General features: G+C 71.2%; 20 protein-coding genes. 9 read left to right on the forward strand and 11 right to left on the reverse strand.

Going from position 1 to position 20,955, the window contains the following annotated elements; all coding sequences use genetic code 11:
- Positions 1–170 precede the first annotated feature (170 nt).
- Positions 171–962 carry a GntR family transcriptional regulator gene (locus ACWD4P_RS01985; RefSeq protein ID WP_359818590.1) on the reverse strand — a complete coding sequence of 264 codons (792 nt, stop codon included), beginning with the start codon at positions 960–962 and terminating at the stop codon, positions 171–173.
- Between the two features lie 336 nt (positions 963–1,298).
- Between ACWD4P_RS01985 and ACWD4P_RS01990 the strand changes: the two genes are divergently transcribed.
- From ACWD4P_RS01990 to ACWD4P_RS02020, 7 genes are all read left to right on the forward strand, one after another.
- Entirely contained in the window at positions 1,299–2,588 is a 1,290-nt protein-coding gene (locus ACWD4P_RS01990) for an extracellular solute-binding protein (RefSeq protein ID WP_359818592.1), read from the forward strand.
- Positions 2,589–2,678: 90 nt separating this feature from the next.
- Entirely contained in the window at positions 2,679–3,707 is a 1,029-nt protein-coding gene (locus ACWD4P_RS01995) for a carbohydrate ABC transporter permease (protein ID WP_449778238.1), read from the forward strand.
- Positions 3,704–4,531 (forward strand): carbohydrate ABC transporter permease, encoded by an 828-nt coding sequence (locus ACWD4P_RS02000; protein ID WP_359818596.1) that lies wholly within the window; start codon positions 3,704–3,706, stop codon positions 4,529–4,531. The genes ACWD4P_RS01995 and ACWD4P_RS02000 overlap by 4 nt, the downstream gene beginning before the upstream one ends.
- 6 nt (positions 4,532–4,537) lie before the next feature.
- The gene (locus ACWD4P_RS02005; protein WP_359818599.1) at positions 4,538–6,091 is read left to right on the forward strand and encodes a glycoside hydrolase family 3 protein; all 1,554 of its coding nucleotides are present in this window, start codon (positions 4,538–4,540) and stop codon (positions 6,089–6,091) included.
- 454 nt (positions 6,092–6,545) lie between these two features.
- Complete coding sequence (locus tag ACWD4P_RS02010) at positions 6,546–7,826, forward strand: extracellular solute-binding protein (protein WP_359818602.1); 1,281 nt, start codon at positions 6,546–6,548, stop codon at positions 7,824–7,826.
- A 238-nt stretch (positions 7,827–8,064) separates the two neighbouring features.
- Positions 8,065–9,123, forward strand: coding sequence for an SIS domain-containing protein (locus ACWD4P_RS02015; RefSeq protein WP_359818604.1), 1,059 nt, complete (start codon positions 8,065–8,067; stop codon positions 9,121–9,123).
- Positions 9,124–9,601: 478 nt separating this feature from the next.
- Positions 9,602–11,122, forward strand: a complete 1,521-nt coding sequence (locus ACWD4P_RS02020; protein WP_449778239.1) for a sensor histidine kinase — start codon at positions 9,602–9,604, stop codon at positions 11,120–11,122.
- A gap of 560 nt (positions 11,123–11,682) precedes the next feature.
- On the opposite strand, the gene ACWD4P_RS02025 is transcribed toward ACWD4P_RS02020, so the two are convergent.
- Together ACWD4P_RS02025 and ACWD4P_RS02030 are read right to left on the reverse strand one after the other, a co-directional pair.
- On the reverse strand, positions 11,683–11,934 hold the full coding sequence (locus ACWD4P_RS02025; protein ID WP_014138019.1) for a WhiB family transcriptional regulator: 252 nt from the start codon (positions 11,932–11,934) through the stop codon (positions 11,683–11,685).
- A gap of 369 nt (positions 11,935–12,303) precedes the next feature.
- Positions 12,304–13,275 carry a diacylglycerol/lipid kinase family protein gene (locus ACWD4P_RS02030; protein WP_449778240.1) on the reverse strand — a complete coding sequence of 324 codons (972 nt, stop codon included), beginning with the start codon at positions 13,273–13,275 and terminating at the stop codon, positions 12,304–12,306.
- A gap of 50 nt (positions 13,276–13,325) precedes the next feature.
- On the opposite strand from ACWD4P_RS02030, the gene ACWD4P_RS02035 reads away from it, so the two are divergent.
- Positions 13,326–13,754 carry a hypothetical protein gene (locus ACWD4P_RS02035; RefSeq protein WP_359818609.1) on the forward strand — a complete coding sequence of 143 codons (429 nt, stop codon included), beginning with the start codon at positions 13,326–13,328 and terminating at the stop codon, positions 13,752–13,754.
- A gap of 71 nt (positions 13,755–13,825) precedes the next feature.
- Here the strand turns inward: ACWD4P_RS02035 and ACWD4P_RS02040 are convergent, their stop codons facing one another.
- The 8 genes from ACWD4P_RS02040 to sodN form a co-directional block, all read right to left on the reverse strand.
- Positions 13,826–14,833 (reverse strand): SigB/SigF/SigG family RNA polymerase sigma factor, encoded by a 1,008-nt coding sequence (locus ACWD4P_RS02040; protein ID WP_449778241.1) that lies wholly within the window; start codon positions 14,831–14,833, stop codon positions 13,826–13,828.
- Between the two features lie 186 nt (positions 14,834–15,019).
- Complete coding sequence (locus ACWD4P_RS02045; RefSeq protein ID WP_359818614.1) at positions 15,020–15,430, reverse strand: ATP-binding protein; 411 nt, start codon at positions 15,428–15,430, stop codon at positions 15,020–15,022.
- A gap of 188 nt (positions 15,431–15,618) precedes the next feature.
- Positions 15,619–16,095, reverse strand: coding sequence for a GNAT family N-acetyltransferase (locus ACWD4P_RS02050; protein WP_359818617.1), 477 nt, complete (start codon positions 16,093–16,095; stop codon positions 15,619–15,621).
- A gap of 9 nt (positions 16,096–16,104) precedes the next feature.
- On the reverse strand, positions 16,105–16,488 hold the full coding sequence (locus tag ACWD4P_RS02055) for a nuclear transport factor 2 family protein (RefSeq protein WP_359818620.1): 384 nt from the start codon (positions 16,486–16,488) through the stop codon (positions 16,105–16,107).
- 88 nt (positions 16,489–16,576) lie between these two features.
- Complete coding sequence (locus ACWD4P_RS02060; protein WP_449778242.1) at positions 16,577–17,569, reverse strand: ABC transporter substrate-binding protein; 993 nt, start codon at positions 17,567–17,569, stop codon at positions 16,577–16,579.
- A gap of 42 nt (positions 17,570–17,611) precedes the next feature.
- Positions 17,612–18,430, reverse strand: a complete 819-nt coding sequence (locus ACWD4P_RS02065; RefSeq protein ID WP_449778243.1) for an ABC transporter ATP-binding protein — start codon at positions 18,428–18,430, stop codon at positions 17,612–17,614.
- Entirely contained in the window at positions 18,427–19,506 is a 1,080-nt protein-coding gene (locus tag ACWD4P_RS02070) for a FecCD family ABC transporter permease (RefSeq protein ID WP_449778244.1), read from the reverse strand. Before ACWD4P_RS02070 ends, ACWD4P_RS02065 begins: the two co-directional genes overlap by 4 nt.
- A gap of 329 nt (positions 19,507–19,835) precedes the next feature.
- The gene (gene sodN / locus ACWD4P_RS02075) at positions 19,836–20,231 is read right to left on the reverse strand and encodes a superoxide dismutase, Ni (protein ID WP_045699892.1); all 396 of its coding nucleotides are present in this window, start codon (positions 20,229–20,231) and stop codon (positions 19,836–19,838) included.
- A gap of 177 nt (positions 20,232–20,408) precedes the next feature.
- Between sodN and sodX the strand changes: the two genes are divergently transcribed.
- The gene (gene sodX, locus ACWD4P_RS02080; protein ID WP_449778245.1) at positions 20,409–20,864 is read left to right on the forward strand and encodes a nickel-type superoxide dismutase maturation protease; all 456 of its coding nucleotides are present in this window, start codon (positions 20,409–20,411) and stop codon (positions 20,862–20,864) included.
- Positions 20,865–20,955: the final 91 nt, after the last annotated feature.

A 20,955-nucleotide genomic window follows, 5' to 3' on the forward strand; every position in this document is an offset into this window, starting at 1 on the left:
GAGCGCCCCTCTCCCCGGGGCGCGCACGCCGTCGTCCCGGGGCGTGGGCACCTCCCTCCCCGGGCGCGCACGCGGCGTCCCCGGGTGTGAACGCGGCCTCGCGGAACGCGAAGGGCACCGGCGCGCGGGTCGCGTGCGCCGGTGCCCGGAGGTGCGGTGGGGGAGTGCGGCTACTCCGGACGCTTCAGTCGGGTGATGAACTTGTAGCGGTCGCCGCGGTAGATCGAGCGGACCCACTCGACCGGGTCGCCCTCCGCGTCGAAGGAGTGCCGGGAGAGCTGGAGCATCGGCAGGCCGAGGTCCGAGCCGAGCAGGCCGGCCTCGCGCGGGTTGGCCAGGGTGGTCTCGATGGTCTCCTCGGCCTCGGCCACGGTGACCCCGTACACCTCGCGCAGCGCCGCGTACAGCGAGTTGTGCTTGGCCAGGTTGCGGCGCAGGGCCGGGAAGCGCTTGGCGGACAGGTGGGCGACCTCGATGGCCATCGGGTCGCCGTTGGCCAGCCGCAGACGCTCGATCCGCAGCACCCGGCCGCCGGGCTTGATGTCGAGCAGCGGGGCGAGCCGGTCGTCGGCGGTGATGTAGCCGATCTCGATCAGCCGGGAGGCGGGCTCCAGGCCCTGGGCCCGCATGTCCTCGGTGTAGGAGGTCAGCTGGAGGGCCTGGGCGACCTTGGGCTTGGCGACGAAGGTGCCCTTGCCCTGGATGCGCTCCAGCCGGCCCTCGACCACCAGCTCCTGGAGGGCCTGGCGCACGGTGGTGCGCGAGGTGTCGAACTGGGCGGCCAGTGCCCGCTCGGGCGGTACCGGGGTGCCGGCGGGCTGGGTTTCCGTAAGCTGCAGGAGGTGCCGCTTCAGTCCGTAGTACTTGGGGATGCGCGCGGTCGGGTCGGTGCCGGCCTGCGCCGGGAGGCTGTTCACCTCGGGGTCGTTGACCTGGGCGGTGGATCCCCCGTCGCTGCTCATCGGACCTGTTCTCCCGCTTCTCGCGAGGCTTCAGCGGCCCCGCCACATCGTTAACGGCTCACATCGTTGCATGTATGGCTACGGAACGAATACCTCATCACGCGATGAACGATGTGCGGTGTCGGCTTGATAACGGGTGGTCGAGATCGGTCGGACAGCCGTTGACAGGCCCATTGGTCTAGGCCAAGCTCCAGGCAGCTGGTCTACACCACTAGACCGGTACCTATGAATCCCCCCACCCGTTCGAAGGGGTCCGCGGCACCTTTCCCCCCGCTTTGTGTGGGTCTGCCGCTGCCGCCCGACGGGGGCAACCCAGGCATCCCTCAGGAGGATGGCGTGAAGCGTCAGCTCATCGCGGCGGTCGGCGTCGCAGCAATGGTCGTCGGCCTGGCGGCTTGCAGCTCGGACGGCAAGAAGAACGAGGGTGACTCGAAGTCGTCCTCCGCCTCCGCGGCCGACAAGTACAAGGGCAAGACGCTGAAGGTCTGGACCATGAGCGGCTCGGCCCCGAAGGGCTGGACCGACGGGGTCAAGACCGAGTTCGAGACCACCTACCCGGGTTCGAAGGTCGAGTTCGCGACCCAGGAGTGGGGCGGCATCGGCGCCAAGGTCACCGCCGCGCTGTCGGAGGGCTCGGTCGACGTCCTGGAGGTCGGCAACACCCAGACCGCCGGCTACGCCGCCTCGGGTGGTCTGCTCGACATCACCAAGGACAAGGGTGCCCTGGGCGGCGACTCCTGGGCCGCCAACCAGAACGAGTCCACGATCCTGGACGGCAAGCAGTACGCCGCCCCGTGGTACGTCACCAACCGCGTGGTCGCGTACAACAAGGACCTGTGGGCCAAGGCCGGCCTGACCGACACGCCGAAGACCCTGGAGGAGTTCTACGGCGACCTGGAGAAGCTGAAGACCACCGAGGGCGTCGTCGACCCGATCTACATGCCCGGCCAGGAGTGGTACGTCTACTTCGGTCTGCTCACCAGCGAGGGTGGCAAGATCGCCAAGAAGGACGGCGACAAGTGGGTCGGCGGCCTGTCCTCCCCCGAGAGCCAGAAGGCCTTCGAGACCTACAAGAAGCTCCAGGGTTACTCGGCCACCGGTCCGAAGGACAAGGACGAGGCCACCCCGCAGCAGAAGGACGTCTTCGGCCAGGGCAACGTCGGCACCATGATCGGCCTCGGCTGGGAGCTCCCGGACGAGAAGGCCATCCCGAAGGACAAGATCGGCTTCTTCCCGCTCCCGGGCAAGACCGCCGACAAGCCCTCCGGCGTGTTCCTCGGTGGCTCGAACCTCGCGATCGCCGCGCAGAGCAAGAACACCGACATGGCCAAGGACTTCCTGAAGATCGCCCTCAACGACAAGAACGAGGGCGTCGTCGCCGCGGCCGGCAACATCCCGAACAAGGCCTCGCTGAACAGCCAGATCACCGGTGACTTCGCCAAGGCCGCGCAGCTGGCCGCCGCGGTCGGTGCGATCACCCCGAACACGCCGAACTGGGCGAGCGTCGAGGACAACCCGAACCCGATCAAGGAGTTCCTGACCGCTGCCCTCCAGGGCGGCGACTTCGCCTCCACGGCCAAGAAGTACGACGACGAGATCGCCAAGAAGCTCAACCAGAAGCAGTAAGCACCGAGCGGCGTCGCTCACCGGCCCCCGGCGGGGGGTCGGTGGGCGACGCCTGTCCGTCGTGGGCCAGGTTGTGAGGAAGTGAGAACGATGGCTGTGCATTCGGAGCGGGTGCAGACACAGTCCCCGGAACCAGGGAAGGCTGACGTGACCAGTCTTCGGAAGAGCGCCTCGGGTGGCGGCTCGAACGGTTCCGCGCCGAAGGGCGCAAGATCCGCGGGCGGCCCCAGCCTGGGCTCACGCCTCGCGCCGTACCTGCTGCTGCTGCCGGCCACCGTGGCGACCCTGGCCCTGCTGGGCTGGCCGCTGCTCAAGACGGTCCTGCTGTCGTTCCAGAACCTCAACAGGCGCCAGCTCGTCCTGCACCTGACCGAGTGGACCGGCTTCGACAACTACAAGGAGCAGCTGACCGACCCGGAGTTCTGGTCGGTCACCGGCCGGACGGTCGCCTTCACCCTGATCAACGTGGTGCTGATCATGGTCGGCGGCACCCTGATCGGCCTGCTGCTCAACCAGCTCGGCAAGAAGATGCGGTTGGTCCTCCAGATCGCGCTGCTGCTGGCCTGGGCCATGCCGGTGGTCGCCGCGACCACCGTCTACACCTGGCTGTTCGACTCCCAGTGGGGCGTCGTCAACTGGATCCTGGACCAGCTGGGCTGGCACGCGATGCGCAGCTACAACTGGCTCAGCGACCCCTACTCGACGTTCTTCATCATCATCCTGCTGATCGTCTGGATGTCGATCCCGTTCGTGGCGTTCAACATGTACGCCGGCCTGACCACCATCCCCAAGGAGCTCTACGAGGCCGCGCGCATGGACGGCGCCGGCCCCGTCAAGATCTTCACCGCGGTGATCTTCCCGAACCTGAAGCCGTTCTTCCTGGCCACGACCTTCCTGGAGGTCATCTGGGTGTTCAAGGCCTTCACCCAGGTGTACGCCGTCAACGCCGGCGGTCCCGAGAAGCTGACCCGGACGCTGCCGGTGCACGCCTTCCTGGAGGGCTCGGCCGGCCAGCACTACGGCATCGGCTCCGCGATCGCGGTGCTCACCATCCTGATGCTGGGCGTGCTGATGGCGTACTACTTCCGCATCATGATCAAGCAGGAGGACGAGCTGTGAGGCGCTCTCTCTTCGGACGTACCTGGCTGAACGTGATCGCGGCCGTCCTCGCCGTCTTCTTCGTCTTCCCCGTCTACTGGATGTTCGCGACCGCGTTCAAGCAGAACAGCGACATCATCAGCCCGACGCCGGTGTTCATCCCGCTCGACGCGACCTTCGAGCACTTCACCACCGCGGTCAACGCGCCGAACTTCTGGACGTACGTCCTCAACAGCGTCACCGTCACCGTCGGTGCGGTGCTCGGCTCGCTGGTGATCGCGACCCTGGCGTCCTTCGCCATCGCCCGGATGAAGTTCCGCGGCCGCAAGACCTTCGTGCTGGTCATCATGATGGCCCAGATGGCGCCCTGGGAGGTCATGACCATCGCGGTCTACATCATCTCCCGCGACAACGACATGCTGAACAGCCTGGTGCCGCTGACCCTCTTCTACATGATGATGGTTCTGCCCTTCACCATCTGGACGCTGCGCAGCTTCATCGCCGCGGTGCCGAAGGAGCTGGAGGAGTCGGCCATGGTGGACGGCTGCACCCGTGCCCAGGCCTTCGTGAAGGTGATCTTCCCGCTGCTGGCCCCGGGCCTCATGTCGACCTCGCTGTTCGGCTTCATCACGGCGTGGAACGAGTTCCCGCTCGTCCTGATCCTCAACAAGGACGAGGGCAAGACCCTGCCGCTGTGGCTGTCGTCGTTCAAGACCGCCTTCGGCAACGACTGGGGCGCCACCATGGCCGCGTCCACGATGTTCGCCATCCCCGTGCTGATCCTGTTCGTCTTCCTCCAGCGCAAGGCGGTCGGCGGTCTGACCGACGGCGCCGTGAAGGGCTGAGTCCACGTGAGCATCCTCGTTCCCACCGTTCCGGACAGCGACCAGCTGCACCGTGACGCCCTGACCGTCCTGCAGCCCGGCTTCGTCGGCACCGAGCCGCCGGAGTGGCTGCGCCGCCACCTCGCCGCGGGCCTCGGCTCGGTCGCGCTGTTCGACCGCAACGTGGCCGACCTCGACCAGCTGTCCGCGCTCACCCGGGCGCTGCGCGCCGAGAACCCCGACCTGCTGATCGCCATCGACGAGGAGAGCGGCGACGTCACCCGGCTGGAGGCGGGCTCCGGCTCGTCCTGGCCCGGCAACCTCGCGCTCGGCGCGATCGACGACCCGGCGCTGACCCGGGACGTCGCCCGCGAGCTGGGCCGGGCGCTGGCCGCGGCCGGCGTCAACTACAACTGGGCGCCCACCGCGGACGTCAACTCCAACCCGCGCAACCCGGTGATCGGGGTCCGCTCCTTCGGTGCCGACCCCGAGCTGTGCGCCCGGCACACCGCCGCCTGGGTGGAGGGCCTGCAGTCGGCCGGTGTGGCCGCCTGCTCCAAGCACTTCCCCGGCCACGGCGACACCGCGGTGGACTCGCACCACGGCCTGCCGGTCATCGACGTCGACCTGGACGTGCTGCGGGCCCGCGACCTGATCCCCTTCCAGGCGGCGATCGCGGCCGGCACCAAGGCCGTGATGACCGCCCACATCATGATCCCGGCGCTGGACCCGAAGCTGCCGGCCACCCTGAGCCCGGCCGTGCTGCGCGACCTGCTGCGCGCGGCCCCGGCCGACGGCGGCCTCGGCTACCAGGGCTTGATCGTCAGCGACGCGATCGAGATGGGCGCCATCGCCGACACCTTCGGGATGGGCGAGGGCACCGTGCTGGCCCTGGCGGCCGGTGCGGACGCGATCTGCGTCGGCGGCGGGCTCGCCGACGAGGAGACCGTGCTGATGCTGCGCGACGCCATCGTGGCGGGCGTGCGCTCCGGCGCGCTCGCCGAGGAACGGCTGGCGGACGCCGCCGAGCGGGTCCGGGCGCTGGGCAGCTGGGGCCGGATCGCGGCCCAGGGCGAGCGGATCGAGCCGGACCTGGCGGTCGGCCTGCGGGCCGCGCGCCGGGCGCTGCGGGTGGTCCGGGCGCCGGGCCGGGCGGTGTCGCCGGTGAGCGAGCGCCCGTACGTGGCCTCGTTCTCGGACGAGCCGAACATCGCGGTCGGCGACGTCACCCCGTGGGGCGTGGCCGGCATGCTGGCCGACCGTTTCCCGGGCACCCGCACCCGCGAGGTGTCGGCGGGCGACGCCGCGCCGGAGCTGCTGGACGCCCTGGTCGACGAGGTGGTGGCCGGCGCCGAGGGCCGCCGCCTGGTGCTGGTGGTCCGGGACGCGCACCGGCACGCGTGGATGTCCGCCGCGCTGGGCCGCCTGGTGGCGGCCCGTCCGGACGCCGCGGTGGTGGAGATGGGCCTGCCCCAGTCCGAGCCGGTCGGCGCCCTGTACATCGCCACCCACGGCGCCGCCCGGGTCTGCGGGCTGGCGGCCGTGGAGGTCCTCACCGGCCAGCCGGGAGCGGTCGGCTGAGACGAACGACGAGACGTCACCGGCCCTGTCCGGTGACGTCGGCCGACGGGCCCGTCATGCGCATGTCGCATGGCGGGCCCGTTCCGTTTCCCCGGACGTCGACCCGTGGACCCGCCGGGTGACCGTGTTCCCTCAAGGGGGCCTTAAATCCACCTTAAGACCTACTTAGGGTGACGGAACGGCGACTGCCGGCCACGCGGTACAACAGCTCTGCAACGGCCGCCCCGACGAAGGCTTTTGGCCGTTGACACCACCTATGGTCTAGGCCAGAGTCCAGTCATCCGGTTCGAGATTCAACCTCGCCGGATGTGGTATCGGCCCACCCCGAAGCTCTTCGCCGCCCCCAGTCCGGACTCTCCGCCGCGGGCGCCAATCACGCTGCCGGCGGGCAACAGGCTCTACACCTTCGGAGGACGGCGTGAAGAAGCGTCAACTCGTCTCGACGCTCGGAACCATGGCACTGGCAGTCGGACTGACGGCCTGTTCCTCGACCGCGAAGCCCGCCGGCTCCGACGGCGCGAGCGGCTCCGCGGACGCGAAGGCCGCCGCCGGCACCGTCACCGTCTGGCTGATGGACGACGCCCAGAAGAACTGGCCGGACCTGGTCCAGCGGGTCAACGACGAGTTCGCGGCGAAGTACCCGAACGTCAGCCTCAAGCTCGCCTACCAGGGTTGGGCCGACAAGGTGGGCAAGCTCGACAAGGCGATCGCCGACGGCAACGCCCCCGACGTGGTCGAGCTGGGCAACACCGAGACCATGAAGTACGTGCTCTCCGGCGCGCTGGCCCCGGTGGACCGCAGCACCTTCGACAACTCCGACAGCTGGATCAAGGCGCTCGCCAACACCTGCACCTACCAGGACAAGCTCTGGTGCGTGCCCTACTACGCCGGCGCCCGGGTCGCCGTCTACAACGCCACCGCCTTCCAGCAGGCCACCGGCAGCGCCGACTTCCCGAAGAGCGAGGCGGACCTGACGGCCGCGCTGGACAAGATCGCGGACCGGAACAAGGCCGACAAGACCTACTCCGCGCTCTACCTGCCCGGCCCGTACTGGTACGCCGCGATGAGCTACGTGGCCGCGTACGGCGGCGCCATCGCCAAGTTCGACGGCTCCGGCAACTGGCACGGCACCCTGCACGACCCCAAGTCCCAGCAGGGCATCAGCCACTTCGTCGACCTGGTGCGCAAGTACAACAAGGGCGACCTGTCGGTGACCGAGCAGAACCAGTTCGAGGCGATGGCCCGCGGGCACGCCGCGTCCTTCTACGGCAACGGCTACGAGGCGGCCAGCGTCACCGCGCCGGTCACCGGCGACCCGAGCCTCAAGGACGCCGTCAAGGTGGCCACCATGCCCGGCCCGGACGGCAAGCCGCTGCCGACCTTCATCGGCGGCTCGGACCTCGCCGTCACCGCCAAGTCCCAGCAGACGGCGCCGGCCACCGACTGGATCCGGATGTTCACCAGCGCCAAGTCCCAGCAGGCGCTGGCCGACAAGGACATCCTGCCGAACAACCTGACCCAGTTGAACCCGCTGAAGAACAAGCCGACCACCTCCGCCGCGGCCAACGCCGTCCCGGACGCCTGGTTCACCCCGCTGGCGCCCGGCTGGGGCTCGATCGAGAAGCAGAAGATCATCCCGGACATGCTGACCGCGGTCCTCAAGGGCAAGTCGGTGGACCAGGCCACCAAGGAGGCCGACGCCGCGATCGACCAGCTGATCAACAAGGCGTCCTGACCTCACCGCCGCCCGGCCCCGGGCGCGCTCCTCCCGTCCGCGGAGGGGTGCGCCGGTGGGCCGGGCGGGGGCGCGTCGGAAGGCGCCCGGGCGTGCGGACGGAGGTGCCCGGCAGCGGGCGCGCCCGTAGGATTGCGGGACGAAGGACCGCAGCGAGTGTGCGGACTCGCCGCCGTGGAGGTCCCCGCCGGGCAGCCGCCCGGGCGGGGTCGAACCGTCTCATCGGAGGCAGACCCAGATGTCCGACCCGCAGACTGTTTCCGTCCCCGGCCGGATCATGGCGGCGGAGATGGCCGAGCAGCCGGCCGTCCTCCAGCGCATCCTCGACGAGGGTGCCCCGAAGATCCGCGAGGTCGCCGCGCAGATCGCCGCCCGCAGCCCGCGCTTCGTCCTGCTCACCGCGCGCGGCACGTCCGACAACGCCGCGCTGTACGCCAAGTACCTGATCGAGATCCTGCTCGGCAAGCCGGCCGGCCTGACCTCGATGTCCACCACCACCGCGTACGGTGCCAAGCCGGACCTCACCGACGTGCTGGTCGTCACCGTCAGCCAGTCCGGCGGCTCGCCCGACCTGGTGGCCTCGACCAAGGCCGCCCGCGAGGCCGGTGCCATCACCCTCGCGGTGACCAACAACGCCGCCTCGCCGCTCGCCGAGGTCTCCGAGTTCCACATCGACGTGCTGGCCGGCCCGGAGAAGGCGCTGCCGGCCACCAAGACCTACACCGCCGAGCTGCTGGCGCTCTACCTGCTGGTCGAGGGCCTGCGGGGAGGCGAAGGCGCGGCCGCCAAGGAGCTGCCGGGGCTGGCCGCCGGGGTGCTGGCCCGCAGGGCCGAGGTGAAGGCGCTGGCCGAGCGCTACCGCTTCGCCCAGCGGCTGGTCATCACCTCGCGCGGCTACGGCTACCCGACCGCCCGCGAGGCGGCGCTCAAGCTGATGGAGACCACCTACATCCCGGCCACCCCGTTCTCCGGCGCCGACCTGCTGCACGGTCCGCTGGCCATGGTGGACAACGTCTCGCCGGTCATCGCGATCGTCCCGGACGGGAAGGGCGGCGAGGCGCTCCAGCCGGTGCTGGACCGGCTGCGCGGGCGCGGCGCGGACCTGGTGGTGGTCGGCCAGCAGGCGCAGGTGGACGCGGCCTCGGCCGGCTTCGCGCTGCCGGCCGGCGTGCCCGAGGAGGTGCAGCCGATCCTGGAGATCCTGCCGCTGCAGCTGCTGGCCTACGAGGTCACCATCGCCCGCGGCCAGGACCCGGACGCCCCGCGCGCCCTGGCCAAGGTCACCGAGACCAGGTAGGCGTCCCGCGGACGCGAGCCGGCCCCCGGTCCACAGCCTGTGGATCGGGGGCCGGTTCCTTGAGCGGCGGAAACGTGGTTCCGGGGGTGGAAAACACTACGGGCCACGGCGCCGACACGGGACCCTCAACCCATGCGGCACCGCAGCCCGGAGCTGTCGTCGGGCGCCGGCTCCGATCGAGAACTGTGCGGGGTCCTCGATCTGCGGCGTCCGACCGAGGAGGGGCCGCGCGCGGTCAGGGCAGTTGCGCGGGGGCCTCTCCTTGGTGCCCTTTCATTGTGGACTAGACCAATCTCGGTTGTCCAGGCCTCTCGGAAAATTGGTCTAAACAACTCCGGGGGGGGGTGAGCGGGCGGCGCCGGTCCGCCCACCGGGGCCCGACCCGGCCTCCGCCCCCCTCCACTGGCCCTCCCGGGCGGGGCGCCGCAGCCACCGGTCCGCCGCGCCCCGCCCGGACCGGCGGCGCTACCCTCGCCATGTGCCCTCGTTGAACGAACTCGTCCGCCGCCACACCACCCTCACCGGGGCCGACGTGGAATGGCTCCACCACCTGGTCTCGGAGTGGCAGCTGCTCTCCGACCTCTCCTTCGCCGACCTGGTGCTGTGGATCCCCACCTGGGACGGCATCCGCTACGTCTCGGTGGCACAGATGCGGCCCAACACCGGGCCCACCTCGTACCAGGACGACATGGTCGGCCACCTCGTCCCGCGCGGCCGCCGCCCGCTCCTGGACGCCGCCTTCGACGAGGGCCGGATCGTGCGCGAGGGCGACCCGGAGTGGCGCGAGGAGGTCCCGGTCCGGGTCGAGTCGATCCCGGTCCGGCGCGAGGGCAAGGTGCTGGGCGTGATCGCCCGCAACACCAACCTGCTGACCGTCCGCACCCCGAGCCGGCTGGAGCTCACCTACCTCCAGAGCGCCTCCGACCTGGCCCAGATGATCGCGGCCGGCTCCTTCCCCTTCCCGGGCGCCGAGCAGGCCGACATGGACGCCGCGCCCCGGGTCGGCGACGGCCTGATCCGGCTGGACGCGGACGGCATCGTCACCTACGCCAGCCCCAACGCCCTCTCCGCCTACCACCGCCTCGGCCTCACCACCGACCTGGTCGGCAGCCACCTCGGCCGGGCCACCGCCGACCTCGCCCCGCCGTCCCGCTCGGCCGTCCACGAGGCGCTGGTGAAGGTGGCGAGCGGCTGGGCGCCCCGGCAGACCGAGGTGGAGGCACAGGGGGGAGTGGTCACCCTGCGGGCGATCCCGCTCAAGCCCAAGGGCACCCTGACCGGTTCGCTGGTGCTCTGCCGGGACGTCACCGAGCTGCGCCGCCGCGACCGCGAGCTGATGACCAAGGACGCCACCATCCGGGAGATCCACCACCGGGTGAAGAACAACCTGCAGACCGTCGCGGCCCTGCTGCGGCTGCAGTCCCGCCGGATGGATTCGGAGTCCGGCCGGGCCGCGCTGGACGAGGCCGTGCGCCGGGTCGGCTCGATCGCGATCGTGCACGAGACGCTCTCCCAGGCGCTGGACGAGCAGGTGGCCTTCGACGAGATCGCCGACCGGGTGCTGGCGATGGCGATGGAGCTGTCCCAGGACGGACGGGTGGCGACCCGGCGCACCGGCAGCTTCGGGATCCTGTCCGCCGAGGTGGCCACCCCGCTGTCGATGGTGCTGACCGAACTGCTCCAGAACGCCCTGGAGCACGCGTTCGGCCCGACGGCCTCCGGGAACCTGGAGGTCAGCGCACTGCGCGGACGGGCCCCGGCGACCGGCATGGGCTGGTCGGACAGCTGGAACGGCGGTGCCCGGCCGGAGGAGTACCTGCTGATCACGGTGCAGGACGACGGCCGCGGCATGCCGGAGGGGTTCGACCCGAAGACGGCGGGCAACCTCGGGCTGCAGATCGTCCGGACGCTGGCGACCGGCGAGCTGGGCGGCACCTTCGACATGGTGGCCGGCCCGGACGGCGGGACCAAGGTGATCCTGGAGATCCCGGTCCGCTGAGGGGCGGGTGGGGGCCCTGGTCCGTGCGCGGTCCGGGCCCGCTGGGCATCAGGTGTGCAAAGGCGCGCGAAGGTGCGCGAACCCGTGTGAAGGTGCGTGGTGGGGGCGCGCGCCCGCCACGGGCGCCGGCCGCGCGCTTCGCACGCCGGAGCTCGGCAGTGGCATGCGAAAACCCTCGGGGGGGGGGAGCCCGAGGAGGATCCGGGGGAGAGCCGGGGGAGATCCGGGGAGAGAGACAGAAACGAGGCCCTGTCGACCGGGGGGGGGGTGGGTCGACAGGGCCTCTCAACCCGTTCCGGCCGTCGGGGGGAGTCGGCCGGAGCGGGGGCTCTGGGTGGTGCGACACCTCGCCGGTGCGTTGCACACGGTGAGCGCCACAGCTCCACGATATTGCTCTAAGTGAACAGTATCAAGTGGCTGGGCGGGTCCGGTGTCGCAGGACCTGGCTGGGCGAGGTCCTTTGTACGGAAGGCTTCACCAGGAGGTGCAGGGAAGCCTTGATCATGTGTCGATCGGTACGGCGGTTACTGCGGGTGCTACGGCGTGTGATCGCTGCGCGATCAGGCGGTGCGGGCGCGGTTGCGGGCAGCGCGGCGCTTCATCGCGCGACGCTCGTCCTCGCTCATGCCGCCCCAGACGCCGGCGTCCTGACCGGTCTCGAGCGCCCACTGGAGGCACTGCTCCATCACCGGACAGCGGCGGCACACGGCCTTGGCTTCCTCGATCTGCAGCAGAGCAGGACCGGTGTTCCCGATCGGGAAGAACAGCTCCGGGTCCTCTTCGCGGCAGACAGCGCGGTGGCGCCAGTCCATGGTCGTCCAACTCCTCCTGCCGCGGGGGGTGGCCCGATCGGCATAATCGAATGGCTTGTGAATGTGAACGCTTTCACGAATCCCGCAACAGCAAAAGAGACCAAAGGCCCGTCGGGCCCGGGTGGTCTGTGCTGGGGGGGATTCGGCGATTCGAGGGACGCCCCGCGGTCGGCGCTCCTGTGGTTCCGGAGTTGCCGTCGCTGCGATGTGTCCCGATCGCCATGTAGAGGTTCGCAAACCTCGGGCTCGGATACAACCCCCTTCGGGGAGGAATTTTGGATTCTTCGGTGTCGCCTAGCTCACAGCCAGTACTTCTATGGAGTGAAGGGGGCTTGTGCGTTCGAGAAGAAGGAGGAACCCCCCTTCCGGTCACACAATCACACGCAGTGCCCGCCGTACGCCTGTGAAACTGACGCGACTCCTGTCTCCAAGATGGTCCCCGTCGACTTGGAACGGGGCCGGTTCCTGTGAAACCAAGGTGAAGTGTCTGACGTCGTGATAGGAGACGACGTGCTTCCCGGAGGGGCCGGCCGGAGGGGCGCCGTCGCTCGAAGTCGTGTACGACCGCAGGATCTGACGGACCGTTCGAGCCGTGCCGAACGCGGTCATCCGGGTGATGCCGAAGACGTCCAGGTCCGTGTCGAAGGAGGCGAGCGGTGAGGGGTAGACCGGACGGTTGCCGAGGAAGGTCCACGGCGAGGTGTTGCTGACTATCGACAGGACCAGGCCCGGAACCCGTTCGCGGCCCGGCAGCTCCAGCGAGACCGGGCCGGAGCGGCGCTGCTCACGCTGGGTGAAGTAGTGCCGGAGGGCCTGGCCGACGTACAGGGCGTGGGTGGACTTGCGCCCGGCCCGGCGCTGCTCCTCGACCCGGCCCACCACCCCGGCGTCGAAGCCGAGCCCCGCGGTGAAGGTGAACCAGCGGTCCGGCAGCCCGTCGGTCATCGCCTTGCCCAGCCCGATCGGCCGTTCCCGCTCGTGCTCCAGCGCGTCCAGCAGGGCGCCGGTGGCCTCCACCGGGTCGTTGGGCAGTCCCAGCGCGCGGGCGAACACATTGGTCGAACCGCCCGGCACCACGGCCAGTCGCGGGACCTTCTCGCCCGGGCCGTGCGCCAGCAGCCCGTTCACCACCTCGTTGACGGTGCCGTCCCCGCCCAGCGCCACCACCAGGTCGACCGTGCCGTCCTCCGCCGCCTCGCGGGCCAGGTCGCGCGCGTGGCCCCGGTACTGGGTCTCGGCGACCTCCAGCTTGAGATCGCTGCGCAGGGCGTGGATCAGGACGTCCCTGGTCCGGCCACTGGTGGTGGTGGCCTTGTGGTTCACGACCAGGAGAGCGCGCATGGGGAAAGCCTACGGGTCGGTACGGACCGACCGGCGGCTACCCTGCTGGAGTGACCGCAGAAACCTCCGCACCCGTACCCTCGGCCGGCTCCGGCCGCCCGGCCTCCCTGACCCTGGGCGCCGCCATCACGGCCCTGGAGGGCGCCGCGCTCGCGGTCGTCGGAATCTGGGACATGGTGGCCGCGCTGTCCGGCCAGTCCAAGCAGCTGGCGCTGAACGAGTTCGGCGGAGCGGTCATCGTGCTGCTCGGCGTGCTGCCGGTGCTGGCGGCCCGCGCGCTGCTCAAGGAGCGCCGCTGGGGCCGCAGCCCGGCCGTGCTGACCAACTCGATCTGCCTGCCGGTCGCCTACTACATGTTCGAGAGCGGCGGCGGGATGATCGCGGTCGGCGCGCTGATCGGCGTGCTCGGCCTGGTGGGCATCGGCTGCCTGCTGAACCCGAAGTCGACGGCGGCCCTGTACGCCCCGTCCGAGAGCTAGGACGCGGGGCGCGCAGGGCCGCCGTCGGAACCGCGCGGCCGCCGGGCCTCCGGGCTGAGCGGCCGTCAGTCCTACTCCTCCACCAGGAGCTTCTCCCGCAGCTGGGCCAAGGTCCGGGCGAGCAGCCGGGACACGTGCATCTGGGAGATCCCCACCTCGGCGGCGATCTGCGACTGGGTCATGTTCCGGAAGAACCGCAGCACCAGGATCTTCTGCTCCCGGGGCGGCAGTTGGGCCAGCAGCGGCTTGAGCGACTCGCGGTACTCGACGCCCTCCAGCGCCTCGTCGGTCGCGCCCAGGGTGTCCGCGACGGCCGGCGACTCGTCGTCGCTGTCCGGCACGTCCAGGGACAGCGTGGAGTACGCGTTGGCGGACTCCAGGCCCTCCAGGACGTCCTCCTCGGAGATCCCCAGGTGCTCGGCCAGCTCGTGCACCGTGGGGGAGCGGCCGTGCCGCTGGGACAGTTCGCTGGTCGCGGTGGTGAGCGACAGCCGCAGCTCCTGGAGCCGGCGCGGGACACGCACCGCCCAGCCCTTGTCGCGGAAGTGCCGCTTGATCTCCCCGACGATGGTCGGCGTCGCGTAGGTGGAGAACTCGACCCCGCGCTCGTGGTCGAAGCGGTCCACCGACTTGATCAGGCCGATGGTGGCGACCTGGGTCAGGTCGTCCAGCGGCTCGCCCCGGTTGCGGAAGCGCCGGGCCAGGTGCTCGACCAGCGGGATGTGCATCCGCACGAGCTGGTTGCGCAGTTCGACCCGCTCCGGGGAGCCCTCGGGCAGTGCGGACAGCCGGACGAAGAGCGCGCGGGCGGCCTCGCGGTCCGGGGCGCCGGTGCGGTGCGAGCCCTGGGCGGGCACGGCGCCGTGCAGTTCGGCCTCGACCGCCGGGTCCGATTCCGCCGCCGGGTCCGGCGGGGGCACGGAGGCAGGCGTCGGCTCGGACGTCGGCTCGGTGGGGTGGCTCATCCGCTGGGCGTCCTTCGGGTGCGCTTCGTCGTTGGCGGCGAGGCCGGGAACGCTCGCCTGGGTCGGTACGGCAGGTCCCGCCGTCGCGAGGCCGGTACGGTCCAGATCACTCACGGCCATTCCCCCGTTCCGTTCCGGGAGCACCGGGGCCGCGGGCCCCGGATTCGTCTCGTTGGTCGTACCGCCTGGGGTGCGGTACCGGGAGCCGTCCGTCCGTCCCCGGGGGCGGGGAGCGGCGGACGGCCCTTGCGCGGGTGCTGCTCGGTGCTGCTCGGTCGTGCGGTTCGGTCCGGCGCCCGGTCAGTGGGCGGGGGAGCCGCCGCGCTTCTTGTGCAGGCTGATCGACACGGTGTTGTCCTCGGCGACCGAGGAGTCGACCTCGCCGGCCAGTGCGGAGAGCACCGTCCAGGCGAAGGTGTCCCGTTCGGGAGCCTTGCCGTCGGTGGTCGGGGCGGAGACGGTGACCTTCAACGAGTCACCGACCAGCCGGAACTCGCAGGACAGCACGGAGCCGGGCACCGCCTGCTGGAGCAGGATGGCGCAGGCTTCGTCGACCGCGATCCGCAGATCCTCGATCTCGTCGAGCGTGAAGTCCAGCCGGGCCGCCAACCCGGCCGTCGCTGTTCGCAGGACGGAGAGGTAGGCCCCCGCTGCGGGCAGCCGGACCTCCACGAAGTCCTGAACACCGAGATCGCCGTCGATCTGGGACACCCTTGCCTCCTGGGTGACGCGCTGTGCTTTCTTGGTACCCCGCTTGTTGCCTCTTGCTACCCCCGAAGGGGGTCCGGTGCCGCGGATCCGCCATCGCTCTGCCTTCCGCACCCCGGTTCGGGAGTTACTCATGGTAAGGCATTGCGACGCAGGGTGGCAGACCCTTTGCCCGGACTCCGAGGAGCCGTTCAGCGCCGTCCGGCGGCGGCCAGCGCCTCGTCGGTGAGCCGGTAGACCGTCCACTCGTCCATCGGCACCGCGCCGATGGACTTGTAGAAGTCGATCGAGGGCTGGTTCCAGTCCAGGACCGACCACTCGACCCGGGAGTAGCCGCGCTCGACGGCGATCCGGGCGAGTTCCAGCAGCAGTGCCTTCCCGTGGCCGCCGCCACGGGCCTGGGGGCGGACGTACAGGTCCTCCAGGTAGATCCCGTGGGTGCCGCGCCAGGTCGAGAAGTTGCGGAACCAGACCGCGAAGCCGACCGGCTCGCCGGTGGCGTCGTCCTCGGCGATCAGCCCGAACAGGGCCGGGTTCTCGCCGAACAGGGCCTCGTGCAGCTGCTCCTCGGTGGCCTTCGCCTCGTGCAGGGCCTGCTCGTAGTCCGCGAGTTCGCGGATCATGGCGTGGATGACGGGGACGTCGGTGGAGACGGCGGTGCGGATCATGTGGTGAGCCTACTGCTCGGGGCCGGTCTCGTCCCAGGCCTGGACGGAGGTCTGGTCGACGATCCGTCCCTCGCGCAGGCCGGCCATCGAGGACATCAGCACCCGGACGCCGTCCGGGTACCGACAGGACTCCAGGAAGGCCACGTGGTCGCCCTGGACCACCACCTGTTCCAGCTTGTGGGTCATCTCGCGGCTGCAGACGTCCTCCAGCATGGCGCCGATCTCCTCCCGCCCGTGCACCACCAGGGGGTGGCTGGGCTGGGTCGTGCGATCGACCACGCGCAGTTCGGCGTCGTCCGCGTAGAGCGCCAGGAGGGTCTCGGCGTCGCGGCGCTCGATGCCCTCGCGCAGCGCGCGGGTGTCGAAGGCGGCGGGGGCCGCCGTGGTGGTCATGATCTCGCTCCTCCGGTCGGGTTCCGTCGGCTCGTACCTTGAGCGTACGCCCGGCCGCCCCCGCCCGGAGGAGCTCCGGCAGGGCCGGTCAGCGGGCCGGTACGGTGCGCAGGTACGCCGACAGCGCGCTGATCGCGGCCGGGTTGCGCGGGCTCTCCACCATGTCCGCGTAGTCCATGACGAAGATCCGGTCGTTCTTGACCGCGGAGACGCCGGCCAGCGGCGGGAAGGACTTGAGGAACTGCCGCTTCTCCTCGGCCTTGGGCGTCGCGTAGTCGTTGATCACGATCACCTCGGGGTCGCGCTCGACCACGCTCTCCCAGCCGGCCGTGACCCAGGTGTCGGCGAGGTCGCCCATGATGTTGGTCCCGCCGGCCTTGGCGATGATCTCGTTGGCGGCCGCGAACTTCCCGGCGGTGTACGGCTTGTCCTGCCCGCTGTCGTACAGGAAGACGGACGGGCGCCGCTCGGGCGCCGGGACGGCGGCGATCCGGGCCTTGAAGCCGGCGATCAGCTTGTCGGCGCGGTCCTTGACGTCGAAGATCTCGCCGAGGTTGGCCAGGTCGGTGTAGAGCGCCTCCAGCGGGTCCATCACGCCGCGCACGGTGCCCTTGCCGCTGCGGCAGGACTCGGTGAGCACGTAGGAGTCGATGCCGAGCGCCTTGAAGGCCTCCGGGGTGACGCCGTTGCCCTCGCCGAAGCCGTAGTGCCAGCCGGCGAACACCAGGTCGGCCTTGGCGTCCAGGGCGATCTCCTTGGTGAGCGTCTTCTTGGAGAGCCAGGTGGTCTGCTGGTAGCCGTCCTTCCAGGCGACCTCGTCGACCCGCCCCTTGTCGTCGGGCATCACGTAGCCGGCCATCCGGTCGGCGAGGCCGAGGGAGAGCATCAGCTCGGTGATGTTGACGTCGTTGGTCACCGTCCGGGCGGGCTTCTGCGCGAAGGTGAGCTTCTCGCCGCAGTTGTCCACCGTCACCGGGTAGTGGGCGGAGGCGGTGGCGGCCTCCTTCGGGGCGATCTCGGCGCCGCAGGCGGTGAGTCCGAGGGCGAGCAGGGCGGTGGCGGCAACGGCCTTGGTGCGCACGGTGGTTCCTCTGGGCAGGGGGCGGGTCAGCGGGTGGGCGGGTCAGGCGGACGGGGCGAGGCGGTCGAACAGCAACTGGACGGCGCCCGTCTCCGGGTGGCGCACCGGGGTGGCCCGGACGCCGAACACCTCGGCCAGCAGGGCGGGCCGGAGCACCTCGTGGGGCGGTCCGGAGGCGACGATCCGGCCGGCCCGCAGCACGTACAGCAGGTCGCAGTGGCTCGCCGCCAGGTTGAGGTCGTGCAGCGCGGTGAGCACCGTCGGGCCGGCCTCGCGGGCGAGCGCCAGCACCTCCAACTGGTGGGCGATGTCGAGGTGGTTGGTGGGTTCGTCCAGTACCAGCAGGCGCGGCTCCTGGACGAGGGCGCGGGCGAACAGCACCCGCTGCTTCTCGCCCCCGGACAGGCTCAGGAACCCCCGCTCGGCGAGGTGCCCCGCCCGGACCTTGCACAGCGCCTCGGCACAGCGCTCCGCGTCGCCGTCGCCCGGGGCGCCGAAGCCGCGGCGGTGCGGCAGCCGTCCCATGGCGACGACCTCGGCGACGGTGAAGTCGAACTCGGCGGAGTGCTCCTGGGAGAGCGCGGCGACCCGGCGGGCCGACTCGCGGGCGGTGAGCGCGTGCAGGTCGTCGCCGGCCAGCCGGACCGCGCCGCCGGCCGGCTTCAGCACCCTGTAGACGCAGCGCAGCAGGGTCGACTTGCCGCTGCCGTTGGGGCCGACCAGCCCGACCACCTGCCCGGCGGCGGCCGCCAGGCTCACCTCGTGGACCAGCCGGGTGCCGGCCAGCTGCACCGAGACGCCGTCGACGGCGAGGTCCTGGGCGGGCCCGGTCGCGGTGTCCACCGCTGTCACGTCGGTCATCGGGTACCTCCGAAGGCCTGGCCGCGGCGGCGCATCATCAACAGGAAGGCGGGCACGCCGAGCACCGCGGTGAACACCCCGACGGGCAGTTCGGCGGGCGCCAGCAGGGTGCGCGAGGCGATATCCACCCAGACCAGCAGCAGCGCCCCGGCGAGCGGCGCGATCACCAGCACCCGGCGGTGGCCGGCGCCGACCAGCATCCGCGCCAGGTGCGGCACCAGCAGTCCGACGAAGCCGATCGCCCCGCTGACCGCGACCACGGTGCCGGTGACGGCGGCGGTCACCACGAACAGCTCCCGGCGCAGCCGGTCCGGGTCCACGCCGAGCGAGGCGGAGGTCTCGTCGCCCATCGCGAGCGCGTCCAGCCGCCCGGCGGAGCAGGCCAGGTGGACGAGTCCGGCCGCCACGGTGACGGCGGCGATCGGCACCGAGCCCCAGGTGGCGCCGCCGAGGCTGCCGAGCAGCCACATCATGGCGTCCCGGGCGGCCTCGCCGCGGTCGGCGGCGAAGACCATCAGGGTGGTGGCGGCGGAGAAGCCGTAGGACAGGGCGGTGCCGGTGAGCACCAGGCGCAGCGGGGTGAGCCCGTACGCGGTGCGGGCGGCGAGGTAGACCAGGGTCATGGCGACCAGCGCGGAGCCGAAGGCGGAGGCGGAGATCGCCCACACGCCGAGCGCGGCGAAGGCGCCGAACAGCAGCACGGCGTTGGCGCCGACGGCCGCGCCGGAGGAGATGCCGAGGACGAAGGGGTCGGCCAGCGGGTTGCGCACCAGCGCCTGGACGGCGACCCCGCAGGCGGCCAGCCCGGCGCCGACCACGGCGGCCAGCACGGTGCGCGGCAGCCGGATCTCCCAGACGATCGCGTACGCGGAGGCCTCGCTCGCGTCCAGCCGGCCGCCCGTCAGCCCGGCGCCCAGCAGCCGCAGCACCCGGGGGACGTCGAGCCCGGCGGAGCCGAGGGCGACCCCGCAGACCAGCGACAGCAGCAGGGCGGCGCAGAGGCCGGCGGCGAGCGGGGCGACGGGTATGCGACGAGTGGGCGGGCCGACTGCACGGTCTGCGGGTGCGCGGTTCACGGGTGCGCCTTGCCTCGGGCCTCGGGTGCGCCGGGGCGGGCGCGGGCCGGAGGTGTGCCGGGCGCCGTTCCCTTCGCAGTCCACGGCGAGTTGTCGGGAGGTCAGCGGCCGAGGGCGATCGGGCTGGCGCGGTCGTACGGGCGGTACGGGCCGTGCTCACCGTTGCGGGTCAGCGCCGGATTCGCACCGGACTTCCCCCTCGGACGCCCAGGCAGCATAACAGCCGCTCAGTGCGGGTGACCCTTACCGGGGGCGGGTCGGACGTGGACGCACGACCGCCCCCGTCCGGCGGTGCGGACGGGGGCGGTCGGGGTGGCGACGCGTCAGGCTCAGGCCTGCTTGGTCTCCCAGAAGATCTTGTCGACCTCGGCGATCAGGTCCAGCAGGGCCTGGCCGGTGGCCGGGTCGGTGGACGCCTTGGCGGCCGAGGCGGCCTTCAGGGTGTCGTTGATCAGCTGGTGCAGCTGCGGGTACTTCTCGAAGTGCGGGGCCTTGAAGTAGTCGCTCCACAGCACCGAGATGTGGTGCTTGACGGCCTCGGCGCGCTGCTCCTTGATGATGATGGCGCGGGCGCGGAAGTGCGGGTCCTCGTTGGCCTGGTACTTCTCCTGGGTGGCCTTGACCGACTCGGCCTCCAGCTTGGCCTGAGCGGGGTCGTACACGCCGCAGGGCAGGTCGCAGTGGGCGTGGGCGGTGGCGCGCGGTGCAAACAGACGAGAGAACATGGGAGTCCTTCCTTAGATCGTCTTCCCGCGCCCGAGATTACCCTTCCGCCCTCGCGGTTTCGCGGTCGGGCGGCGGGCCTAGGGCAAAAGACGGACCAGGAACCGGGGTATTCCGGACATCGGACCGGTGGCGCTCCGTACGGCAGACTGGGGGCGGGCGCAGTGGGAGGAGGAGTCGTGGCGCGGAGCACGCGGCCGGAGGACGCCGGGGCCGGGGGGCGGCGGGGCGGCGTGCTGCCGTTCGGGCTGGTCGACGTGGCGGGCCCGTCGATGGTGCCGACCCTGCGCGAGGGCGACCGGCTGCTGGTCCGCTACGGCGCGCCGATCCGGCCGGGTGCGGTGGTGCTCTTCCGGCACCCCCTCCAACAGGACCTGCTGGTGGTGAAGCGGGCCGCCGGGCGGCGGGACCGGGGCTGGTGGCTGCTCTCCGACAACCGCCCGGTGGACAGCGACAGCCGCAGCTACGGCGCCGTCCCGGACGAGCTGGTGCTCGGCCGGGTGCTGCTGCGGCTGCGCCCGAGCCCGGTCTGGCTGGCGCCGGGGCGCCGGCTGGAGCGGCTGCTGCTCACCCCGCGGCTGGCCCGGGTGCCGGGCCTGGCCCGCCGGCTCGGCGCGTGGGTCGAGGAGGTCTAGGGCCAATGCCGGTGACTTTGTGGTCCATGCCTCGTTGGTCGTGGTGTGGCGAGGGTGGGGCAGGTCAAGTCGCCTGCGGGTGAGCGGTTGT

This window comes from Kitasatospora sp. NPDC002543, assembly GCF_053594915.1.